Annotated in this window: 19 protein-coding genes and 1 riboswitch; of the genes, 9 read left to right on the forward strand and 10 right to left on the reverse strand. The window is 61.2% G+C overall.

Annotation, left to right across the window (positions count from 1 at the left end; all coding sequences use genetic code 11):
• Positions 1-127: 127 nt before the first annotated feature.
• Positions 128-1297, forward strand: a complete 1170-nt coding sequence (locus NQL71_RS00825; protein WP_274642162.1) for an MFS transporter — start codon at positions 128-130, stop codon at positions 1295-1297.
• On the opposite strand, the gene NQL71_RS00830 is transcribed toward NQL71_RS00825, so the two are convergent.
• Together NQL71_RS00830 and NQL71_RS00835 are read right to left on the reverse strand one after the other, a co-directional pair.
• Positions 1298-2185, reverse strand: a complete 888-nt coding sequence (locus NQL71_RS00830; RefSeq protein WP_274642163.1) for a formate/nitrite transporter family protein — start codon at positions 2183-2185, stop codon at positions 1298-1300.
• Positions 2186-2257: 72 nt separating this feature from the next.
• A complete protein-coding gene (locus NQL71_RS00835) occupies positions 2258-2662 on the reverse strand; it encodes an acyl-CoA thioesterase (RefSeq protein WP_008057039.1) in 405 nt (134 codons plus the stop codon).
• 197 nt (positions 2663-2859) lie between these two features.
• Positions 2860-2962, forward strand: a riboswitch (S-adenosyl-L-homocysteine riboswitch).
• A gap of 23 nt (positions 2963-2985) precedes the next feature.
• On the opposite strand from NQL71_RS00835, the gene ahcY reads away from it, so the two are divergent.
• From ahcY to rhlE2, 4 genes are all read left to right on the forward strand, one after another.
• On the forward strand, positions 2986-4395 hold the full coding sequence (gene ahcY, locus NQL71_RS00840) for an adenosylhomocysteinase (protein WP_046818300.1): 1410 nt from the start codon (positions 2986-2988) through the stop codon (positions 4393-4395).
• 157 nt (positions 4396-4552) lie between these two features.
• Positions 4553-5398, forward strand: a complete 846-nt coding sequence (metF, locus tag NQL71_RS00845; protein ID WP_008057037.1) for a methylenetetrahydrofolate reductase [NAD(P)H] — start codon at positions 4553-4555, stop codon at positions 5396-5398.
• A gap of 190 nt (positions 5399-5588) precedes the next feature.
• On the forward strand, positions 5589-6404 hold the full coding sequence (locus NQL71_RS00850; protein ID WP_046818301.1) for a substrate-binding periplasmic protein: 816 nt from the start codon (positions 5589-5591) through the stop codon (positions 6402-6404).
• A gap of 225 nt (positions 6405-6629) precedes the next feature.
• On the forward strand, positions 6630-8504 hold the full coding sequence (gene rhlE2, locus NQL71_RS00855) for an RNA helicase RhlE2 (RefSeq protein ID WP_046818302.1): 1875 nt from the start codon (positions 6630-6632) through the stop codon (positions 8502-8504).
• Between the two features lie 228 nt (positions 8505-8732).
• Here rhlE2 and NQL71_RS00860 read toward each other — a convergent pair whose 3' ends face one another.
• The 3 genes from NQL71_RS00860 to NQL71_RS00870 form a co-directional block, all read right to left on the reverse strand.
• Entirely contained in the window at positions 8733-9320 is a 588-nt protein-coding gene (locus NQL71_RS00860) for a YceI family protein (RefSeq protein WP_046818303.1), read from the reverse strand.
• A gap of 32 nt (positions 9321-9352) precedes the next feature.
• The gene (locus NQL71_RS00865; RefSeq protein WP_046818304.1) at positions 9353-9904 is read right to left on the reverse strand and encodes a cytochrome b; all 552 of its coding nucleotides are present in this window, start codon (positions 9902-9904) and stop codon (positions 9353-9355) included.
• A 660-nt stretch (positions 9905-10564) separates the two neighbouring features.
• Positions 10565-12298: a flavin monoamine oxidase family protein gene (locus tag NQL71_RS00870; protein ID WP_046818305.1), complete on the reverse strand. Its 1734-nt coding sequence runs from the start codon at positions 12296-12298 to the stop codon at positions 10565-10567.
• Between the two features lie 221 nt (positions 12299-12519).
• Between NQL71_RS00870 and NQL71_RS00875 the strand changes: the two genes are divergently transcribed.
• Together NQL71_RS00875 and NQL71_RS00880 are read left to right on the forward strand one after the other, a co-directional pair.
• The gene (locus NQL71_RS00875; RefSeq protein ID WP_274642164.1) at positions 12520-13926 is read left to right on the forward strand and encodes an adenosylmethionine--8-amino-7-oxononanoate transaminase; all 1407 of its coding nucleotides are present in this window, start codon (positions 12520-12522) and stop codon (positions 13924-13926) included.
• Between the two features lie 144 nt (positions 13927-14070).
• The gene (locus tag NQL71_RS00880; RefSeq protein WP_077184679.1) at positions 14071-14790 is read left to right on the forward strand and encodes a 16S rRNA (uracil(1498)-N(3))-methyltransferase; all 720 of its coding nucleotides are present in this window, start codon (positions 14071-14073) and stop codon (positions 14788-14790) included.
• Between the two features lie 2 nt (positions 14791-14792).
• Here NQL71_RS00880 and NQL71_RS00885 read toward each other — a convergent pair whose 3' ends face one another.
• Positions 14793-15695: a transporter substrate-binding domain-containing protein gene (locus NQL71_RS00885; protein ID WP_274642165.1), complete on the reverse strand. Its 903-nt coding sequence runs from the start codon at positions 15693-15695 to the stop codon at positions 14793-14795.
• A gap of 29 nt (positions 15696-15724) precedes the next feature.
• Complete coding sequence (locus NQL71_RS00890; protein ID WP_274642166.1) at positions 15725-16966, reverse strand: D-amino acid dehydrogenase; 1242 nt, start codon at positions 16964-16966, stop codon at positions 15725-15727.
• A 109-nt stretch (positions 16967-17075) separates the two neighbouring features.
• Here NQL71_RS00890 and NQL71_RS00895 point away from each other — a divergent pair, with 109 nt between their 5' ends.
• Entirely contained in the window at positions 17076-17987 is a 912-nt protein-coding gene (locus NQL71_RS00895) for a LysR family transcriptional regulator (RefSeq protein WP_166618612.1), read from the forward strand.
• Between the two features lie 15 nt (positions 17988-18002).
• Here the strand turns inward: NQL71_RS00895 and trhA are convergent, their stop codons facing one another.
• Positions 18003-18620, reverse strand: a complete 618-nt coding sequence (trhA, locus tag NQL71_RS00900; protein ID WP_046818311.1) for a PAQR family membrane homeostasis protein TrhA — start codon at positions 18618-18620, stop codon at positions 18003-18005.
• Positions 18621-18714: 94 nt separating this feature from the next.
• Between trhA and NQL71_RS00905 the strand changes: the two genes are divergently transcribed.
• Positions 18715-19629, forward strand: coding sequence for a LysR family transcriptional regulator (locus NQL71_RS00905; RefSeq protein WP_046818312.1), 915 nt, complete (start codon positions 18715-18717; stop codon positions 19627-19629).
• Between the two features lie 105 nt (positions 19630-19734).
• Here the strand turns inward: NQL71_RS00905 and madM are convergent, their stop codons facing one another.
• Positions 19735-20499, reverse strand: a complete 765-nt coding sequence (madM, locus tag NQL71_RS00910) for a malonate transporter subunit MadM (protein ID WP_077184688.1) — start codon at positions 20497-20499, stop codon at positions 19735-19737.
• A gap of 1 nt (position 20500) precedes the next feature.
• Positions 20501-20917 carry a malonate transporter subunit MadL gene (gene madL / locus NQL71_RS00915; protein WP_046818314.1) on the reverse strand — a complete coding sequence of 139 codons (417 nt, stop codon included), beginning with the start codon at positions 20915-20917 and terminating at the stop codon, positions 20501-20503.
• Positions 20918-20965: the final 48 nt, after the last annotated feature.

The following is a 20965-nucleotide window of genomic DNA, read 5'->3' on the forward strand; positions in this document are numbered from 1 at the left end:
CCACGCCGCACTCAGTTGCGCACAGACTAATTCCAATAAAAATGCCCTCGCCCGCTCTCATCGAGATCGGTCTTTGGCATGCGTATGCCTGATCAGAGCGTCAAGACTACCGACAGAGACCTTGCGCATGCCACTCGCCTTGCTTGCCCTTGCTGTTGCCGCGTTCGGCATCGGCACCACCGAATTCGTCATCATGGGCTTGCTGCCCGATGTTGCCCGCGACCTCGCGGTGAGCATTCCCGACGCCGGACTGCTGATCACCGGTTATGCCCTGGGTGTGGTGTTCGGTGCACCGATCCTCGCGGTCGGCACCGCCAACATGCCGCGAAAGGCGACGCTGCTGGGCATGACGCTGATGTTCATCCTCGGCAACATGCTCTGCGCACTGGCCCCCAATTACGCCACGCTGATGGCCGCGCGAGTGATCACCGCGCTGTGTCACGGTGCGTTCTTCGGTATCGGTTCGGTGGTTGCTGCCGGCCTGGTGGCGCCGAACAAACGGGCCCAGGCGATTGCCATGATGTTCACCGGCCTGACCCTGGCCAACGTGCTTGGGGTGCCATTGGGCACCGCGCTTGGGCAGTACGCCGGCTGGCGCTCGACGTTCTGGGCAGTGTCGGTGATCGGTGTGATCGCGGCCATTGCGCAGTGGGTCTGGCTGCCGAAGCATATCGCGATGGACAACGCCGACCTGGCCCGCGAGTTCAAGGTACTGGGCAAGGCCAACGTGTTGCTGGCACTGGGCATGAGCGTACTGGCCTCGACCAGCCTGTTCAGCGTCTTCACCTACATCGCGCCGATCCTGCAGGACATCACCGGCGTCAGCCCCCATGGCGTGACCATCATGCTGTTGCTGTTCGGCGTGGGCTTGACGGCGGGCAGCATGCTCGGCGGGCGCCTGGCGGACAGCCGCCTGCTGCCTTCGCTGGTCGGCATGGCACTGGCCGTGGTGGTGGTCCTGGCCGCGTTCAGCCAGACCAGCCATTCGGTGATTCCAGCGGCAATCACCCTGGTGTTGTGGGGCATTTTCGCCTTCGCCCTGTGCCCGATCCTGCAACTGCTGATCATCGATCAGGCCCATGAAGCGCCCAACCTTGGCTCGACGCTCAACCAGAGTGCTTTTAACCTCGGTAACGCGGCCGGTGCCTGGATCGGCGGGCTGGTGGTCGCCAGCGGTGCCGACCTCGCGGACCTGCCGTGGACCGGCGCAGCGGTCAGTGGCCTGACCGTGCTGGCCGCGCTGTATTTCATCTACCTGCAACGCCGCGCTGGCGCCGTAGTGAATGTGCCGGGCTGATCACTTTTTGATCTTCTGTGGATCGGGCTCTTCAGCCTGATCCGATGCGCTTTTGGGCGGCCCGCTCTCGCTGCGAATCTGCGCATGGCTGATCAACGCGAAGATGAAGCTGCCCCCCACGATATTGCCCACCAGCGTCGGCCCGGCGAACACCAGCCAGAAATCCTTCCACGGCAGTTCGCCGGCAAACACCAGATAACCGACCTCCAGCGAACCGACCACGATGTGCGTGAAATCCCCCAGCGCCATGAGGTAGGTGATGAGGATGATAATCCACATCTTGGCACTCTCCATGGACGGGATCATCCAGACCATGGTGGCGATCATCCAGCCCGAGATGATGCCCTTGGCGAACATCTGGCTGACGTCGTTTTCCATGACCTTGCGGCCGATGTCGAGGAAGGCCACGTCGGTCTTGCCGTCGAAAATCGGCAGCTCCAGCATGACGTAGGCCACCAGCAAGGTGCCGCAGAGGTTGCCCACCAGCACCACCGACCACAGCCGCAGCAATCGGCCGAAGTTACCGAGCGTGGGCTTGCTCATGATCGGCAGCACGGCAGTCAGGGTGTTTTCGGTGAACAGTTGCTGGCGGGCGAGGATCACCGCGAGAAAACCGGCGCAGTAGCCGAAACTGGCGATCACCTTGAAGCCCTCGCCGTCCGGCAGGCGCGAGTTGAGCAGGCCCATCCCCATCAGCGACAGGCCCATGGTCAAGCCTGCGGCCAGCGCCGACCACCACAGCGCGGCAACACTGCGCTCCAGTTCCTGATCGCCCTGGGTGCGGATGATTTCGTGCAGGACCGCCGCGCGTGGCGGCTGGTTTTTTTCGACCTCATGCTGCTCTTTTGCCGAGAGGTCGGGGGTCTTGCCGTCTTTTTTAGTGTCCATGGAACTCCTGAACCGCTGGCGTGCGATGTAGTTACGACCCGCGCGGTTCAGATTCCGTTCGTCATCCTCAAATTATTCGACAGCGCCTTCATCCTTGAACTGGTCTTTGACGTATTTGATCTCGGTACGGCCATGGGGCGCGGGCAGCCCGTCTTCACCCAGGTTGACGAAAACGATCTTCTCCACCGTCAGGATGCTTTTGCGGGTGATCTTGTTACGCACCTCGCACTTGAGGGTGATCGAGGTGCGACCGAATTCGGTGGCGGTGATACCCAGCTCGATGATGTCACCCTGGCGCGAAGCGCTGACGAAATTGATTTCGGAAATGTACTTGGTGACCACACGCTGGTTGCCCAGCTGGACGATCGCGTAGATCGCCGCTTCTTCGTCGAGCCAACGCAGCAGGCTGCCGCCGAATAGCGTGCCATTGGGGTTGAGGTCTTCGGGTTTAACCCATTTGCGGGTGTGGAAATTCATGTTCACTCCTGAGCGTCTTGCCGAATGAGGGCGCTATCTTGGCAGACCCCGGGCCAGAGCTCTATTGAGCATCGACTATGGTCTCGATTACCGTTCGGACATTGACCAACAGAAACCCTTTGGAAGATCAGCATAGCCCGCTATAATCGCCCCCGTTTCAAAACGGTAATCTTCACTTGCTACCGTTTTCCCGCCACCTGTCCGAGGGGCGCTGCAGCAGGCTAGACCTGTCAGGCTCGGATGGGGCGTTGCTTGGTCATCACCGGCCAGACACTAAACGCACAACGGCGCCCATTCGCATACATTACGAATGGAGGCTCTTCATGAGCGCTGTTATCACGCCTGCAGATTTTACCGATTACAAAGTCGCCGACATGTCCCTGGCTGCCTGGGGCCGTCGCGAAACCATCATCGCCGAGTCCGAAATGCCGGCCCTGATGGGTCTGCGTCGCAAGTACTCTGAAGAGCAACCGCTCAAGGGCGCGAAGATCCTCGGCTGCATCCACATGACCATCCAGACCGCCGTGCTGATCGAAACCCTGGTTGCCCTGGGTGCCGAAGTACGCTGGTCGTCCTGCAACATTTTCTCGACTCAAGACCAGGCCGCTGCGTCCATCGCCGCTGCCGGCATCCCGGTTTTCGCCTGGAAAGGTGAAACCGAGCAAGAGTACGAGTGGTGCCTGGAGCAGACCATCCTCAAGGATGGCCAGCCATGGGACGCCAACATGATCCTCGACGACGGCGGTGACCTGACCGAACTGCTGCACAAGAAGTACCCACAGGTACTGGACCGCGTTCACGGCGTGACCGAAGAAACCACCACCGGCGTACACCGCCTGCTGGACATGCTGGCCAAGGGCGAGCTGAAAATCCCGGCCATCAACGTCAACGACTCGGTGACCAAGAGCAAGAACGACAACAAGTACGGCTGCCGTCACAGCCTGAACGATGCGATCAAGCGTGGTACCGACCACCTGCTGTCCGGCAAGCAAGCGCTGGTCATCGGTTACGGTGACGTGGGCAAGGGTTCGGCCCAGTCCCTGCGTCAGGAAGGCATGATCGTCAAGGTGTCCGAAGTCGACCCGATCTGCGCCATGCAAGCCTGCATGGACGGTTTCGAACTGGTTTCGCCGTTTATCGACGGTATCAACACCGGTACCGAAGAGAGCATCGACAAAGCACTGCTGGGCAAGATCGACCTGATCGTGACCACCACCGGCAACGTCAATGTTTGCGACGCGAACATGCTCAAGGCCCTGAAGAAACGCGCTGTTGTCTGCAACATCGGCCACTTCGACAACGAAATCGACACTGCTTTCATGCGCAAGAACTGGGCATGGGAAGAAGTGAAGCCGCAGGTTCACAAGATCCACCGCACCGGCGCTGGCGCTTTCGACCCGCAGAACGACGACTACCTGATCCTGCTGGCTGAAGGCCGCCTGGTTAACCTGGGCAACGCCACTGGCCACCCAAGCCGCATCATGGACGGTTCGTTCGCCAACCAGGTACTGGCGCAGATCTTCCTCTTCGGCCAGAAGTACGCTGACCTGTCGCCAGCCCAGAAAGCCGAGCGCCTGACCGTTGAAGTACTGCCGAAGAAACTCGACGAAGAAGTGGCCCTGGAAATGGTCCGCGGTTTCGGCGGCGTCGTGACTCAGCTGACCAAGACCCAGGCCGACTACATCGGCGTGACCGTCGAAGGTCCGTTCAAGCCGCACGCTTACCGCTACTAACAGGCGCTGACTGCTCGCTCTCCCTGTGGGAGCGAGCCTGCTCGCGATGAGGCCCTGACATTCACATTGTCTTGGCTGTTAAACCGCTTTCGCGAGCAGGCTCGCTCCCACATGGGATTGCAGCGCCTCGAAGGTTCTTGTTTCCAAGGATATGACCATGTCCCAAGATCGTCGCTACAGCTTCGAGTTCTTCCCTACCAAGACCGACGCTGGGCATGAAAAGCTGCTCGCCACTGCCCGTCAGCTGGCCACGTACAACCCCGATTTCTTCTCCTGCACCTACGGTGCCGGTGGTTCGACCCGTGATCGCACCCTCAACACCGTGTTGCAACTCGAGAGTGAAGTCAAAGTCCCGGCCGCACCGCACTTGTCCTGCGTCGGCGACAGCAAGGCCGACCTGCGCGGCCTGCTGAGCCAGTACAAGGCCGCCGGCATCCAGCGCATCGTCGCGTTGCGCGGTGACCTGCCTTCGGGCATGGGCATGGCCAGCGGCGAAATGCGCCACGCCAACGACCTGGTTGAATTCATCCGTGAAGAGACCGGCGATCATTTCCACATCGAAGTCGCCGCCTACCCGGAAATGCATCCGCAGGCCCGCAACTTCGAAGACGATATCAACAACTTCGTACGCAAAGCCAACGCTGGCGCCGACAGTGCGATCACCCAGTACTTCTTCAACGCCGACAGCTACTTCTATTTCGTCGAGCGCGTGCGGGCCAAGGGTGTGAACATTCCGATCGTGCCGGGGATCATGCCGATCACCAACTACAGCAAGCTGGCACGCTTCTCCGATGCCTGCGGTGCGGAGATCCCGCGCTGGATCCGCAAGCAACTGGAAGCCTACGGCGACGATACCCAGAGCATTCAGCGTTTCGGCGAGCAAGTCATCACCGAGATGTGCGAACGCCTGCTCCAGGGCGGTGCGCCAGGGCTGCACTTCTACACGCTGAACCAGGCTGAAGCGAGCCTGGCGGTGTGGAACAACCTGAAGTTGCCGCGTTAAGCATCAAGGCAAGATCAAAAGATCGCCGCCTGCGAAAGCTCCTACAGGGGAAATGTGTAATCCCTGTAGGAGCTTTCGCAGGCGGCGATCTTTTGCTTTCAGGCACTTTTATTGTGCGGCAATCCACGGAGTTAGAGCATCTGCCACCAGTTTCTGGCTCTTTCGCGTTTCTCGTCGTAATCTCAAGCCCATGCCTTTGATCACGCAGTTCATCACCCTGCTTGTATTCACTTGCCTGAGCTTCGCCGCTCGGGGCGAGAAATTGCGCATTGTCACCGAACCCTGGGCACCTTACGTGTACGAGGAAAACGGCAAAGCCCTGGGCCTGGACTACGAAACCACCGCCATCGTCTTCAAGCGCCTGGGCATCGAAGTGGAATGGCAGTTCCTGCCTTGGAAACGCTGCCTGTCGATGCTCGAAACCGGCCAGGCGGATGGCGCGCTGGACATTTTCCACAGCGAAGAACGTGATGCGACCCTGCTCTACCCCAGCGAACCGCTCTCGGAAGTCCAGTTCGTGATGTTCTACGCCAACGCCCGGCCCCACCCGTTTCGTACCCTCGACGAACTGCGCGGCCTGACCATCGGCATCTCTCCCGGCTACCTGTACAGCCAGGACTTTCGGGACTCGACCCTGTTCACCCGGGAACCGGCACCCAGCCATGAAGCAAACTTCGGCAAACTGGTGCGCGGGCGAATCGACCTGCTGATCACCGACCGCAGGGTGGGCCAGCACCTGCTCGACGAACTGAATATCCGCAACAAGATCACCGAAAACCCCACAGTCATCAGTCAGCAGAGCCAGTTTCTGGCGGTGCGCCGCAATGCCGGCATGGACCTGCTGGTGCAGCGCTTCGGCGCCGAACTCAAACGTTTCAAGCGCGAACCGGCCTACGCCGAACTCAGCGCGCGCTACGGCGCCGCCCCGGCCATTACCGTCAACCCCGCGCGGACCACGGCCAACACAGAAAAAACCGTTGAGCAGCAGGAAAGCGGCGCGCAGTGATTGCTCTGTTATACTCCGGCCTTCCCGCCAGGCTCACGCCCGGACGCTCGGAACCGTTCAAGGCATCTCGACCCCGCTACAGCGCAGCTTTCCAGCCCGCGCGAGCGCTCCAGACGAGCCTTCGTGACCGAAGCAGGACCGGACGGGATTGCGTTCCCCATAAACGCCATTCGCGCCAGGCAAGACTCCCATTGGGCCAAGCCCTAACTTAGAACAGGATTACTCATGTCCTTTGCTTCCCTCGGTCTCTCCGAGGCTTTAGTCCGCGCCATCGAGGCAGCGGGCTATACCGAGCCTACTCCGGTGCAACAGCGGGCCATTCCCGCCGTGTTGCAAGGTCGCGACCTGATGGTCGCGGCACAGACAGGTACTGGTAAAACCGGCGGTTTCGCCCTTCCGATCCTGGAGCGGTTGTTCCCCAACGGTCACCCGGACAAATCCCAGCGTCACGGCCCGCGCCAACCGCGCGTACTGGTCCTGACCCCTACTCGCGAACTCGCCGCGCAAGTGCACGAAAGCTTCAAGGTCTACGCCCGTGACCTGAAGTTCGTCAGCGCCTGCATCTTTGGTGGCGTCGGCATGAACCCTCAGGTCCAGGCCATGTCCCGTGGCGTCGACGTGCTGGTGGCCTGCCCTGGCCGTCTGCTCGACCTCGCCGGCCAAGGCAGCGTCGACCTGTCCCACGTGGAAATCCTCGTGCTGGACGAAGCCGACCGCATGCTCGACATGGGCTTTGTCCATGACGTGAAGAAGGTCCTGGCCCGCCTGCCAGCCAAACGCCAGAACCTGTTGTTCTCGGCGACCTTCTCCAAGGACATCACCGACCTCGCCGGCAAATTGCTGCACAACCCGGAACGCATCGAAGTCACGCCGCCGAACACCACGGTCGAGCGCATCGAGCAACGCGTATTCCGCCTGCCGGCCAACCACAAGCGTTCGCTGCTGGCGCACCTGATCACCGCTGGCGCCTGGGAACAGGTCCTGGTGTTCACCCGCACCAAGCACGGCGCCAACCGCCTGGCCGAGTACCTGGACAAACACGGCCTGAGCGCCGTTGCTATCCACGGCAACAAGAGCCAGAACGCGCGCACCAAAGCCCTGGCCGACTTCAAGGCCGGCACCGTGCGCATCCTGGTGGCCACCGACATCGCCGCCCGCGGCCTGGACATCGACCAGTTGCCACACGTGGTCAACTTCGAACTGCCGAACGTCGATGAAGACTACGTGCACCGCATCGGCCGTACGGGCCGTGCCGGTCGCTCGGGCGAGGCGATCTCGCTGGTGGCTCCGGACGAAGAGAAGCTGCTGAAAAGCATCGAACGCATGACCAAGCAGAAAATCGCCGACGGCGACCTGATGGGCTTCGATATCAGCGCCGTGGAAGCCGAGAAACCCGAAGCACGCGAGCGTCCGGATATGCGCAACCCGCGCAATCCACGTGGCCCGCGCGGCGATGGTCCGAACGGCGGTGGCGGTGGTGGCGGTCGTAAGGACAAAGGCAAGGACAAGGGCAAGGAAAAGCCGGCGGCTGAGCGCGGTGAGCGTCCAGCCCGCCAGCAAAAGCCGCGCGAAGGCACCCCGGCCCGCGAACAGCGACAACCAAGCCAGCCGCCGCGCGCCGCGGCCGATCGTGCGCCGGACGAATTCCTCGACGACGATATCGATAACTTCGGTAACCGCGTCGACTACGTGCCACAGCAGAAACCTGCCCAGGGCCGCGGCCGTCGTCCGGGTGCCCCGGCACAAGGCACAGCTGCCGGTTCCGGCGCTCCCCGTGGCGGCAAGCCACAGGGCGGTCGCCAGAGCGGTCCGCGCAACAGCGATGGCGCCAGCACCGGCACCCCGCCAGCCAAGCGCAGCGGTCCACGCAGCGGCGCGCCACGTGATGGCCAGGCCCGTCGCGAAGACTCGCGCAACCGCCGCCCGGCCCGTGACGAGCAACCACGTTCGGAACCGGCCGTGCAGAACCCTCGCGGTCCAGCGCCGAAGATCATGCACAAGGAGTCGAAGGCCGATCGCTTCCCGACACCTGAGCAGCTGGATCAACTGCCAAGCCGTCCTCGTGGTGAAAAACCGGCGTTGCTGACCCGCAATCGCTGATTTGTCGCTGCCATGAAAAATGCCCCTGATCTCGCGATCCGGGGCATTTTTTATGCGCAAACACAAAACCTGCAGGAGCCGGCTTGCCGGCGAAGGGGCCCTCGAATTCTGCGCAGACCTCAGGGACGCCTTCGCTGGCAAGCCAGCTCCTACAGGGGGGTTGTGTAGGGCAATAAAAAACGCCCGTACTCGGGAGAGCAGCGGGCGTTTTTTTGTCAGGCGCGAAAATTACTTCGCTTTGACACCTTCAAAGGTCACGTACATTTCAACTGCATCGGACGATGGACCCAGGTCCTTCTGCTTGCCGAAATCGGAACGCTTGAGGCTGAAGGTACCCTCGAAGCCTGCACGGTAGCCGCCCCATGGATCCTTGCCTTCACCCAGGAAAGTGGCCTTGACCACGATTGGCTTGGTCACACCGAGGATAGTCAGGTCGCCAGCCACGTCAGCAGTGTCCTTGCCAGCGGCGTTCTTGCCGGTAGGCTTGACGCTGGTGGAAACGAACGTGGCTTTGCTGCCGTTCAGGAAGTCTTTGCTGGAGATGTGCTTGTCACGCTCGGCATTGTTGGTGAACACGCTGGCGGTGTTCACGTTGAATTCGATCTTGCTGTCTTCAGGCTTGGCAGCGTCAAAGCTGAACTTGCCGTCGATGTCCTTGAAGGTACCGGTGATGAAGCTGTAGCCCAAGTGGCTGATCTTGAAGTCAACGAAGGCATGCTGGCCTTCTTTGTCGACCACGTAGTCAGCGGCCATTACGCTACCGGCGGACAACAGGGCGGAACCGATTGCCAGAGCGGCCAGAGTCTTTTTCAACATACTTTGTTTTCCTTTGGAGTCGAGGTTGAACTTCAGGCTTTGCGACCCAGCATGCGCTTGAGGGTCACATCACGGTCGATAAAGTGGTGCTTCAATGCTGCCAACGCATGGAGGCCGGAAAAAATTACCAGCACCCACGCCAGGTAGAGGTGAATCACGCCAGCGGTATCTGCCTGGTCCGGTAGCCCGGACACCAGTGCAGGCACTTCAAACAAACCAAACACCGGGATACCGACACCTTCGGCGGTGGAAATCAGGTAACCGGCAATCATCACAGCAAACAGACTGAGATACAGAAAGCCATGGCCAAACTTGGCGCCCAGGCGCGTCATGCGGCTGTAGCTGGTCAAGGTCGGTGGCGGCGGACTGATGAAGCGCCACAATACCCGCAGCACCATCACCCCCAGCAACACCAAGCCAATGCTCTTGTGCAGGTCCGGCGCGTCTTTGCGCCAGGTGCTGTAGTAGTCGAGCCCGACCATCCACAGCCCCAACGCGAACAGCCCGAAGACCGCCAGCGCCACACCCCAGTGCATGAAAATGCTGACCCAGCCGTAGCGGGAAGTAGAGTTTCGTAGCTGCATTGCCTAGATCCCTGTAAGTGCTGGCCCCAAGACTATCGATTTACCTATCGAATTAAAGCGGAAAATTTCGCTTTGAAATATCGAGAAATACGATCAAGAGCCTGAATCACGCGGGTTAAGGAAAGATTAAAGTCGAAATTGTGAAAAGAAGTGAATACAAACCAGAGAACACCTGTATCAAAAGTTTTATTCGATTCCTCTCCTCGGTTTTTTTCAGGCGTAAAAAAACGCAGCCTTGAGCCGCGCTTTTTTGCGCTTGAACGTTATCGAGCCCTGGTCTCAGTGGTCTTTGCCTTGCCTAATTGTGGTACACGGGAGGTGGCTGTAGACAGTCAGGATCGTACGGATTCATATCGCATTTGTAGGCCAGTCCATGGCCGTATCTCCGACTGTATCCCTCAGTAAAAAGCTCGGCATTTGCACAACCGGCAAGGGCTATCAATACGATGATTACTGTCAGTTCTTTCATAGGCTCTCCCGTTTCTGAAGAGCATAGAGTCCAAGGTCAAGCGCTACTCATCATTCCCTTCCGATTCGCTTGTGGGAAGTCTCTGATATATCGCTGAGGCGTGTAGGACTGGCCGTCAACGCCGAGATGCCTCATGTTTGATGGCAAAAAAAAGCGCGACCCTCGGGCCGCGCTTTTTTTACGCCTGAACGTTACTGCGCCTTGGTAACCGTGGTCGCCGCTGGCTTCTTCGCTTGCTCAGTCTTTTTCGCCGGTGCCTTGGCCGGGGCTTTTTTAGTCTCGGTCTTCTTCACGGGCGCTTTGGCCGGGGCCTTCTTCGCAGGCTCCGCTTTCACCGGTGCCGCAGGCTTCGGTGGTTCGACCGGAGCAGGTGCAGGGGTCGGCGCCGGGGCGGGTGCAGGCGCCGGGGCTACGGGTTCTGGCGCTTTAACCGGCTCTGGCTTCTTCTCGTCGTCCGAGCCGCCGAACAGGTTGGTGAAGAAGTTACCCTTCTTCGCCGCTACCGCGCCGGCTGCCGCTGCGGCGGCGACTGGAGCGGCCTTCGGTTCAAACGACTTGCCCGCCGCCAGGTCTTCCACCTGACTGGCCGCACGCTGGCCGGTGCGCAACGCGCCTTCCAAGGTACCCGGGTACAGGGTGTCGGTGTGCTCGCCGGCAAAGGCTACGCGCTGGATCGGGCGTTCCCACAGGCGCCAGAACTTGCTGATCTGACCTGGGCCGAAGGCCAGGTAGGCGCCGCCCATCGAAGGGTCGGTGCTGTAGCGACGGATTTCATAACCGGTGAACGAACCGCGCGCCTGTGGATAAAACGCGTGGAGGCGGATCAGCACCTGATCGACCATCTGCTTGTCGCCGAACGCCTGCATCACCCGTGCGTTATCGCCGGAAAGGTTGATCACCACGTTGGCGCCGCCCTTCAAGGCCGGCTCGATCCACAACATGCCCAGGCCAGTGTTGCTGAAAATCTCGCCGGACATGCGCGCTTTAGGCTCCCACACCGGCGTCTTGAACTTCAGCATGATCTGGTCGCGCCAGCCATAGTTGGTGCCCTTGATCGCCGCCAGGTGCTGGGCGTCCAGCGCCGGGGTCATCTGGATCTTGTTCAGTGCGCGCAGCGGCACGGCCAGTACCACGTAGTCAGCCTGATAGCCAACGCTGCCGACCTTGACGGTGACGCCGTCCTTGTCCTGGCTGATGGACGAGACCGGGGAGCTGGTCTTGATGGTTTTCAGCTGCTTGACGAAGGCTTGGGCCAGCACCGGGCTGCCGCCGACCAGGCGCGAAGCACGCAGGTCACGGTCGGAAACGCCACGGTAAACGCGGCTCTGCTGGGCGAAGTACAGCAGTGAGATACGCGAAGGTTCGTCGTAACGGGTACGGATCTGCTGGTTCACCAACTGACGGGCCGTGGCCGGCAGACTCAGGCGATCCAGCCAGTTGGACACGTTGATCTGGTCCAGGGCGTGCAGCGTGTTGTTGGCCGACGGGTTTTGCGGGTCCTCAATCGAGCGCGCCAGGTCGTCCACGGTCTTTTCGTAACGCTTGAGCGCTTCGGCCGTGGTTGGATCCTTGGTGGCCAGGTCGGCGGCGGTGTAATACACGCCGTCGATCAGGTAGCTCGGTGTGCGCACGAATTCAGGGGCTGGCGTAGTGCTCAGCTTGAATTCCGATACGTACTTGTTCAGTACCGGCTGGGTCTTGTCGTTGCCGATCCACTCGCTGGTGGCCATGCCGGAACGACCGCCCAGGCTCGGCTTGGCTTCCAGCAGCGTGACCTGCCAGCCTTTTTTCTGCAGCTCATAGGCAGCCGTGAGGCCCGAAACCCCGCCGCCGATCACGATCGCGGTTTTATCCTTTGCCAGCGCAGACACGCTGAACAGCCCCAACATCACCAGCGCACAGGCGCGCAGCCAACCGACAGACATTCAGCGAACTCCGGAAATTCAGGAAAAAATAGCGGTTTTGCGAGCCAGGCGGCCCAAGAACCGCGAAGGATACGTCAGCCGTCAGACGCCCGCCAGCAACGTCTATCGCCCTATACAAAGTAGCTCAATCGACACAATGGGTTGTTCCCGAGGCACGCATTGCATAGGCTTGCGCGATTGTAAGTCCGCGCATGTCACGGAACGCCTCGAGGAGACTGAACATGGGCCTGAATAATCAGTGGATGCAACGCGATCTCGCGGTGTTGTGGCATCCCTGCACCCAGATGAAAGATCACGAACAACTGCCGCTGATCCCGATCAAGCGCGGTGAAGGCGTGTGGCTGGAAGATTTCGAAGGCAAGCGCTACCTCGACGCGGTGAGCTCCTGGTGGGTGAACGTGTTCGGTCATGCCAACCCGCGCATCAACCAGCGCATAAAGGACCAGGTTGATCAGCTGGAGCACGTGATCCTCGCTGGCTTCAGCCATCAGCCGGTGATCGAGCTGTCCGAGCGCCTGGTGAAGATGACGCCGGAAGGCCTGACCCGGTGCTTCTACGCCGATAACGGCTCATCCTGCATCGAAGTCGCGCTGAAAATGAGCTTTCACTACTGGCTCAACCGCGGCGCGCCTGACAAGAAGCGCTTCGTCACCCTGTCCAACAGCTACCACGGCGAGACCATGGCGGCGATGTCGGTGGGCGACGTGCCACTGTTCACCGAAACCTACAAGGCGCTGCTGCTCGACACCATCAAGGTGCCGAGTCCCGATTGCTACCTGCGCCCTGAGGGCATGAGCTGGGAAGAGCACTCGCGCAACATGTTCGCCGCCATGGAGCAGACGTTGGCCGAGAACCACGATAGCGTCGCGGCGGTGATCGTCGAGCCGCTGATCCAGGGCGCCGGCGGCATGCGCATGTACCACCCGGTGTACCTCAAGCTGCTGCGCGAAGCCTGTGATCGTTATGGCGTGCACCTGATCCACGATGAAATCGCTGTCGGCTTCGGCCGCACCGGGACGATGTTCGCCTGCGAGCAGGCCGGCATCCGCCCGGATTTCCTGTGCCTGTCCAAGGCCTTGACCGGCGGCTACCTGCCGCTGGCGGCGTGCCTGACCACCGACGACGTCTACAGCGCCTTCTACGACGATTACCCGACCCTGCGCGCCTTCCTCCACTCCCACAGCTACACCGGCAACCCGCTGGCCTGCGCGGCGGCCCTGGCGACGCTGGATATCTTCGAAGAAGACCACGTCATCGAGAACAACAAGGCCCTGGCCCAGCGCATGGCCTCGTCCACCGCTCACCTGGCCGATCATCCGAACGTCAGTGAAGTGCGCCAGACTGGCATGGTGCTGGCTATCGAGATGGTCAAGGACAAAGCCAGTAAAGAGGCTTATCCGTGGCAGGAACGCCGCGGCCTGAAGGTGTTCCAGCATGCGCTGGAGCGCGGCGCCTTGCTTCGCCCGTTGGGCAGCGTGGTGTATTTCCTGCCGCCGTACGTGATCACCCCGGAGCAGATCGATTTCCTCGCCGAAGTCGCCAGTGAAGGGATCGACATTGCCACCCGCGAGAGCGTCAGCGTGGCGGTGCCGAAGGATTTCCATCCGGGGTTCCGCGATCCGGGCTGATTGGTTTCACCCTGGTTTCTGTGGTGCAAGGGCTGACGCCTTCGCGGGCAAGCCCGCTCCCACAGTTAACCGCATTACCCTGTGGGAGCGGGCTTGCCCGCGAAGGCGTCAGCAAGACCTACATTTGAATTACAGAGACCACGCATGAGACTGTCCCGCTTCTTCATCGACGCTCCCTTGAGCACTGGCGAGCACGAGTTGCCCGAGGCCCAGGCCCATTACATCGGGCGCGTGCTGCGCATGGCCGAGGGCGATGCGTTGCAACTGTTCGACGGTTCCGGCCATGAATTTCGCGGCACGCTGGTGGAAGTCGGCAAAAAACGCGTAGTGGTACAGATAAACGAACAGTTCGCCGGCCAGGTCGAATCGCCGCTGCAGATCCACCTCGGCCAAGGCTTGTCCCGAGGCGAGCGCATGGACTGGGCGATCCAGAAAGCCACCGAACTGGGCGTCACGCAAATCACGCCGATTTTCAGCGAGCGTTGTGAAGTCCGCTTGAAGGATGAACGCGCCGACAAACGCCTGCTGCACTGGCGCCAGGTAGCAATCAGCGCCTGCGAGCAATGCGGGCGCTCACGGGTGCCGGTGATTCATCCGCCGGTGCTGTTGGCTGACTGGCTCAAGCAGACTGAAGCCGAATTGAAACTCGTGCTGCATCCGGTGGCCGAGCCATTGGTCAGCCATGCCAAGCCTGCGTCCCTGGCGTTCCTGATCGGCCCGGAAGGCGGTTTGTCCGACGCCGAAGTCGATCAGGCCAAGGCCAACGGCTTCCATGCCGCCCGCCTCGGCCCGCGAGTGTTGCGCACCGAGACCGCGCCGGTTGTGGCGCTGGCGGTGGCCCAGCAACTCTGGGGTGATTTCTAAAGCTACTGCACCGGATCGCTTACCGGCTTGGCAATGATCGCCTTGAGTTCGCTGGTCATCGGGAACTCAAGGTTCAAACCCTTCGGCGGGATCGGCTGCTCGAACCAGCGCTGGTAAATGCCATTGATCTCGCCCGAGCTATACAGGTCCGCCAACACGCCGTTGACCAGGGCGAGGAACTGCGGATCGTCCTTGCGCACCATGCAGCTGTAGATCTCCCGCGATTGCTCCTCCCCGACCACCACCCACTTGTGCGGATCATTGGCCTTGGCCCGCTCGCCGTAGAGCAGCGCGTCGTCCATGTAGAACGCCGCCGCCCGACCCGATTGCAGCATCTGGAAGGCTTCGCCGTGGTCTTTGGCGCTGATCACGAACATGCCGATCTTGTGATCGACGTTGTAGCTTTTCAGGAAGCGCTCGTTGGTGGTGCCGGCCGTGGTCACCACATTCTTGCCGCGCAGGTCGGCAAAGCGCTTGATCCCGCTGTCCTTCGCGGTGAGCAGCTGGCCTTTGACGTAGATGAAGCCATAGGAGAACGCCACCTGTTTTTGCCGTTCGGCCGTGACGCCGGTGGAACCGCACTCCAGGTCCACGGTGCCGTTCTGCACCAATGGAATGCGGGTCTGCGAGGTCACCAGGTTGTACTTCACCTTCAGGTCAGGCCGCCCCAGTTGCTGCTGGATGCGTTCGACGATCTTGCCCGCCAGATCCACCGAGTACCCCATTGGCTTGCCGCTGTGATCACCCACGTAGGAAAAGGGCACCGAAGCATCGCGATAGCCCAGGGTAATGCTGTTGGCACCGGCGATCTTGCCCAGGGTGCCCGTCAGCGGCGTTTCATTGGCCTGCGCCTGACTGCCTAGCAACATGCTGAGGGTGCAAGCGAGCAACGTGATTTTTTGCATTGTTATTCTCCGTTGTGGGTGATGTTTTTTCAGGCAGCCCGGTGGTTGAAACCCTGCAGGTCGATGGAAGGTCGGCGCTCGCCGATCAGTTCGCTGAGCACGCGCCCGCTGCCGCACGCCAGGGTGAAACCCAGCGCACCATGGCCGAGGTTGAGCCACAGGTTGCGATACGCCGTCGCCCCCAGCAACGGTACGCCGCTGGGGGTGGCCGGGCGCATGCCGGCCCACTCGACGGCTTGGTCATATGCACCGGCATCCGGGAAGGTGTCATGGGCCTGACGCTTGATCAGTGCCAGGCGCTTGGGGTCCAGCGCAGGGTCGAAGCCGACGATGTCGACCATCGCCGCCACGCGCAATTGCTCGCCGATGCGGGCATAGACGATCTTGCGGTCATAGTCGGTGATGCTCACGTCCGGCGCCCGGTGACCGACGCCGATGGGCACGGTCAGGCTGTAGCCCTTGAGCGGGTAAAGCGGCAGTTGCAGCCCGGGCAGCGCCAACAGCGGACTGCGGTGTCCGGCGGCGATCACCAGTTGCTCGACCGGCAGCACCTGGTCCCCCATTTCGATGGCCTTGACGCTGCCGTTGCCATGGCGAATCCCGGTCACTGCTTGCCCGAGGAGAAATTCGCAACGGCCGGACGCTTGCAGCCGCGCGGCCAGTTGCTGGCAGAAAGCGTGGCAATCGCCGACCTCCTCCTCCGGGGTGTAGATCGCGCCGACAAAGGGCGCATCGATCAGCGCCGGTTCCAGCTGTGCACATTCGGCCGGCGACAACACTTGCTGTTGTTGCGGGTCGGCCAGACCTTGGCGCGCATGTTCGAAACTGCTGTTCTGACGAAAAGTCACCAGTTTGCCATTGCGCCGCCACTGGAAACCCGCCAGTCCATCGTCCTCGCGCCAGGACTTCAGGGTGGCTTGGCTCAATAGCGCCAGGCGCAGCAAGTGCGCGGCGTTCGCGCGGTTGACCGAGCGTCGGCAGGCGCCGAGGAACGACGCCATCCAACGCCACTGGGCCGGGTCAAAGCGCGGGCGCAGTTTCAATGGTGAGTCGCCGCGCAGCATCCAGCCGATGGCCTGCAACGGCACACCGGCGTCGGCCAGGGGCGCGACATAGCGATAGGACAACTGGCCGCCGTTGGCGAAGCTGGTTTCGCTGCCCAACGAGTCCCGTGCCTCGACCAGCGTTACCTCGAAACCGTCGCGCACCAGCGCATAGGCCGTAGCCAGGCCAATCACACCGCCGCCGATGATGCACACACGCTGAGCCATGTCCGTCCTTAAAACCGTTGTGAAAACATGGTCGAGGTTAGAACCAGGTGACAGACGTTGAACAATGCATAAACATGTTAAACATATAAACAAAGGTTATGGACTTGCCATGCGCCTTCGCCATATCGAGATTTTCCAGGCCATCCGCCAGACCGGCTCGATCAGTGCTGCCGCGCAGTTGCTGCATGTCTCGCAGCCGGCGGTGAGCAAGGTGTTGCAGCACGCCGAGCAACAATTGGGCTTCCCGTTGTTCCTGAGGGTGCGCGGCAAGTTGCAGGCGACGCCGGAAGCGCTGGAGCTGGAGCGCGAAGTGGACAAGGTCAGCGAAAGCCTGCAAGGCGTGCGACGCCTGGCCCAGAGCCTGCGTCGCGAGCCGGGTCACAGCCTGCGCATCGGCGCCACTCCGGCACTGGCTCTGTCATTGCTGCCGCCGGCCATTCATGAGTGGACTATGCACTACCCGGACATCGTCTGCGAATTGTCCAGCGCCCACAGTCGCGAACTGGTGCAGAACCTGTTGATGCGTGAAGTGGATGTCGCCCTGACCCTGCAACGCCCGGATCACCCGGGGCTCAAGGCCCAGGCCCTGGCGTGCGGCGTGCTGGTGGCGCTGGCGCCGAGGGGTTACTGGCCACAGGAAGAGACGGGAAAACCATTGCCGCTGATGGCCCTGGCGAATGCGCCGCTGATTGGTTTATCCAGTGCCGATCCGCTGGCAGCACGGCTCGACAGTTACCTGGAAGCCGTTGAACCGCCACCCCGGGTGCGCATCGCCGTGCAGACCTACTCCCTGGCTCGGGCGATGGTGGAGTCTGGCGCGGGCGTGGCGGTGATCGATCCGTTCACCGCCCTCGGCGCGTCTCCCGACACCACAACCATTCGCCCTCTGGCGCCGCCACTGCCCATTACCCTGTACGCAGTGACCCGCGCCGCCGAACCACCGCCCCACACTTTGAACGACTTATTGCAGGTGTTCAGCCGTCGAGCCCAGGAGCAATTGGATCGCCTCGCCTGTCCCTGAAGAAGGCCGCTTCGCCTACAAGACGTAAAAGAAAATCGCCACAAAATGAAGCAAACTCCCGGCGATTACGAACAGGTGCCAGACCCCATGGGCATGCCGCAGGCGATGGTCCAGGGCAAAAAAGATGATGCCCACGGTATAAAAAATCCCCCCCGACGCCAGCCACGCAAACCCGGCAGTGCCTAGCGCCGCCAGCAACGGCTTGACCGCCACCAGCACAATCCAGCCCATCACCGCGTAGATCACGATCGACAGGATGCGCGCTTCCGACCTCGGCTTGATTTCCTGCAGGATGCCGATCAGCGCCAGCCCCCAGACAATCCCGAACAAAGTCCAACCCCAGGGCCCGCGCAGGGTCACCAGGCAGAACGGCGTGTAGCTGCCCGCGATCAACAGGTAGATCGAGAAGTGATCGACTTTCTGCATGATCGCTTTCTTGCGTCCGCGCACGCTGTGGTACACGGTCGATGCGCTGTACAACACCAGCAAGGTAAAGGCGTAGATCGCCATGCTGACGATCTTCCAAGGACTGCCGTCAAGGCTGGCAACCACGATCAACCACACTCCGCCGACAAACGCCGCCACGGCCCCGACCAGATGCGTCCAGGCGTTCAATCTTTCCCCGTGATACATCGTTTACCCCACCTCGAAAATCGATAAAGCACAATATGGCGCGATCCAACCCGCATGCGTGCACAATCGGGTTATCCCAATAAGAGCCCACCCCATGCTGATCGATGAAGAGTTGACCCTGAAAAAACTCGAGGTGTTCCTGGCTTTCATGCGCACCGGCAACCTGGCCCGCGCCGCTGCCGAATTGCAGACCAGTAACGTTAGCGTACATCGGGCCATCCACTCCCTGGAAAGCGCCCTGCGCTGCCCGTTGTTCAAGCACGAGGGGCGCAACCTGACGCCACTGGAAAGCGCCTACGTCCTCGAAGAACGGGCGCAGAAGTTGATTCAGGATGTGGTCGAAACCGTGCGCCTGACCCGCGAAGCTGCCGGGTTCTCCGCCGAGCGTTTCAAATTGGGCTCGCTGTATTCACTGACGGTCAAGACCGTGCCGCAACTGATCATGGGCCTGAAGATCCGCCGCAGCGAACTTAACATCGACCTGATCCTGGGCTCGAACTTCGACTTGCTGTACAAGCTCAAGAACATGGAAGTCGACGCGATCCTGGTGTCCCTGGACGACAGTATCAACGACCCCGATTGCGAGCAGATCCCGCTGTTCTCTGACGACATCTTCCTCGCCACCCCCGCCGATTCCAGGTTCGCCCAGCGTACCGAAGTCGACCTGGCCGAAGTCCGCGACGAAACCTTTATTACCCTGACCCAGGGCTTCGCCACGCATCAGGACGGCAAGCGGGTATTCGAGCAGGCGGGGTTCGAGCCGAAGGTAGCGATGCAGGTCAACGACATCTTCACCCTCCTGAGCATGGTCAGCTCGGGCGTCGGGTATGCGTTGCTGCCGGGCAGGATTGCGGCGGTGTACGAAAACCGGGTGAAGCTGATTGCGTTGCAGGAGAAGTATCGGTTGCAACAGCACATTGGCGTGGTGTTCCTGAAGGCCAAGGAGCGTGACCCGAATTTGCTGGCGTTGCTGGCGGAGTGTCGGATGTATGCCAATCGCCAGGCTTGAGACCGCGTCGCGCCCTTCGCGAGCAGGCTCGCTCCCACATTGGAATGCAATCCCTTGTGGGAGCGAGCCTGCTCGCGAAGGCGTCATGGCAAGCGAAACAAAATCCTAGCCAACAATCCCGCGAACAATGAAGAACAACAACGAAGGCCCCAGCAAGCACCCAAGCCCGGTGTGGAAAGTCGCCGTCAACGCGCCATAAGGTACCAACCGCCGATCCGTCGCCGCCAGCCCCGCCGTCACCCCGCTCACCGTACCCGCCAGGCCGCCGAACACCATCGCCGAGCGCGGGTTATCCAGGCCCATCCAGCGTGCCGCCATCGGCGTGCCGACCATCACCAGGATCGCCTTGATCAGCCCTGTGGCAATCGACAGCGCCATTACGTCCGAGGTCGCGCCAATCGCCGCACCGGTCACTGGCCCGACGATGTAAGTCACCGCCCCCGCGCCAATCGTGGTCATGCTCACCGCATCGCGATAACCAAACACCCAGGCCATGCACGCGCCGACAATGAACGGCAGCACCGTGCCCAGCAGCAGCGCGATCACGCCGATCAACCCGGCCTTTTTCGCTTCGGTGGCCTGCACTTCGAACGCCGTGGCGACAATGGCGAAATCGCGCAGCATGGCGCCGCCCATCAAGCCGATGCCGGAGAACAGGGTCAGGTCCGCCAGGCCTTTTTGCCCGCCGGTCATGGTGCCGCCGACCCAGGCCAGGACCAGGCCGATGACGATCGCAATCGCCGAGCCATGGATGCGCCCGAACGTCAGGCGCTTGGAGAGGATGACAGATACCCACATGATCACGCCGACGAAGGCAAATGCCGTGACCAGGCCGTTGTGTTCCAGGCCTTTCTCGATGAGATCCCACATATCAGCGACCTCCTACTGGCGTGCCGACGGGGGTCATTTCCGTGGGCTCATCGGGCAAGGGTTCGCCCTTGTGGGTCCGGCTGATCAGGGCAATGGTGCAGCCGCAGACCACCACCGAGCCGATCGCCGCCAGCACCGCCACCGGCCCACCGTGCAAGGCCGTGACCACGTTTTGTTGCGCCGCCATCGCCACCACCACCGGAATGTACATGGCACCCCAGAACCCGACGCCCATTTCGCAGTCCTTGGTCATGCCGCCGCGTTTGTGCATCCACAACCGCGCGCAGATCAACAGGATCATCGCGATCCCGACCCCGCCGACGTTGGATTTGACGCCCAGCAAGACACCGAGCATGTCGCCCATGATCACCCCTGCCAGCGTACAGATCGCCAGCAGCGCCACACCGTAAATAATCATTGTTGTCGTCCTCAAAGTGCATCGTCGAATGTTGTTCTTGTTGTTCGA

The organism is Pseudomonas serbica (genome assembly GCF_028823535.1).
Classification (GTDB): domain Bacteria; phylum Pseudomonadota; class Gammaproteobacteria; order Pseudomonadales; family Pseudomonadaceae; genus Aquipseudomonas; species Aquipseudomonas serbica.

Excerpts from the sequence above, each read along its gene's own strand:
- NQL71_RS00875 (WP_274642164.1), top strand. The coding sequence starts at position 12,520 with ATGGGCCTGAATAATCAGTGGATGCAACGCGATCTCGCGGTGTTGTGG.
- rhlE2 (WP_046818302.1), top strand. The coding sequence starts at position 6,630 with ATGTCCTTTGCTTCCCTCGGTCTCTCCGAGGCTTTAGTCCGCGCCATC.
- trhA (WP_046818311.1), bottom strand. The coding sequence starts at position 18,620 with ATGTATCACGGGGAAAGATTGAACGCCTGGACGCATCTGGTCGGGGCC.
- NQL71_RS00870 (WP_046818305.1), bottom strand. The coding sequence starts at position 12,298 with ATGTCTGTCGGTTGGCTGCGCGCCTGTGCGCTGGTGATGTTGGGGCTG.
- NQL71_RS00895 (WP_166618612.1), top strand. The coding sequence starts at position 17,076 with ATGCGCCTTCGCCATATCGAGATTTTCCAGGCCATCCGCCAGACCGGC.
- NQL71_RS00850 (WP_046818301.1), top strand. The coding sequence starts at position 5,589 with ATGCCTTTGATCACGCAGTTCATCACCCTGCTTGTATTCACTTGCCTG.
- NQL71_RS00830 (WP_274642163.1), bottom strand. The coding sequence starts at position 2,185 with ATGGACACTAAAAAAGACGGCAAGACCCCCGACCTCTCGGCAAAAGAG.
- metF (WP_008057037.1), top strand. The coding sequence starts at position 4,553 with ATGTCCCAAGATCGTCGCTACAGCTTCGAGTTCTTCCCTACCAAGACC.
- madM (WP_077184688.1), bottom strand. The coding sequence starts at position 20,499 with ATGTGGGATCTCATCGAGAAAGGCCTGGAACACAACGGCCTGGTCACG.
- NQL71_RS00860 (WP_046818303.1), bottom strand. The coding sequence starts at position 9,320 with ATGTTGAAAAAGACTCTGGCCGCTCTGGCAATCGGTTCCGCCCTGTTG.
- ahcY (WP_046818300.1), top strand. The coding sequence starts at position 2,986 with ATGAGCGCTGTTATCACGCCTGCAGATTTTACCGATTACAAAGTCGCC.
- NQL71_RS00835 (WP_008057039.1), bottom strand. The coding sequence starts at position 2,662 with ATGAATTTCCACACCCGCAAATGGGTTAAACCCGAAGACCTCAACCCC.
- NQL71_RS00905 (WP_046818312.1), top strand. The coding sequence starts at position 18,715 with ATGCTGATCGATGAAGAGTTGACCCTGAAAAAACTCGAGGTGTTCCTG.
- madL (WP_046818314.1), bottom strand. The coding sequence starts at position 20,917 with ATGATTATTTACGGTGTGGCGCTGCTGGCGATCTGTACGCTGGCAGGG.
- NQL71_RS00825 (WP_274642162.1), top strand. The coding sequence starts at position 128 with ATGCCACTCGCCTTGCTTGCCCTTGCTGTTGCCGCGTTCGGCATCGGC.
- NQL71_RS00880 (WP_077184679.1), top strand. The coding sequence starts at position 14,071 with ATGAGACTGTCCCGCTTCTTCATCGACGCTCCCTTGAGCACTGGCGAG.
- NQL71_RS00890 (WP_274642166.1), bottom strand. The coding sequence starts at position 16,966 with ATGGCTCAGCGTGTGTGCATCATCGGCGGCGGTGTGATTGGCCTGGCT.
- NQL71_RS00885 (WP_274642165.1), bottom strand. The coding sequence starts at position 15,695 with ATGCAAAAAATCACGTTGCTCGCTTGCACCCTCAGCATGTTGCTAGGC.
- NQL71_RS00865 (WP_046818304.1), bottom strand. The coding sequence starts at position 9,904 with ATGCAGCTACGAAACTCTACTTCCCGCTACGGCTGGGTCAGCATTTTC.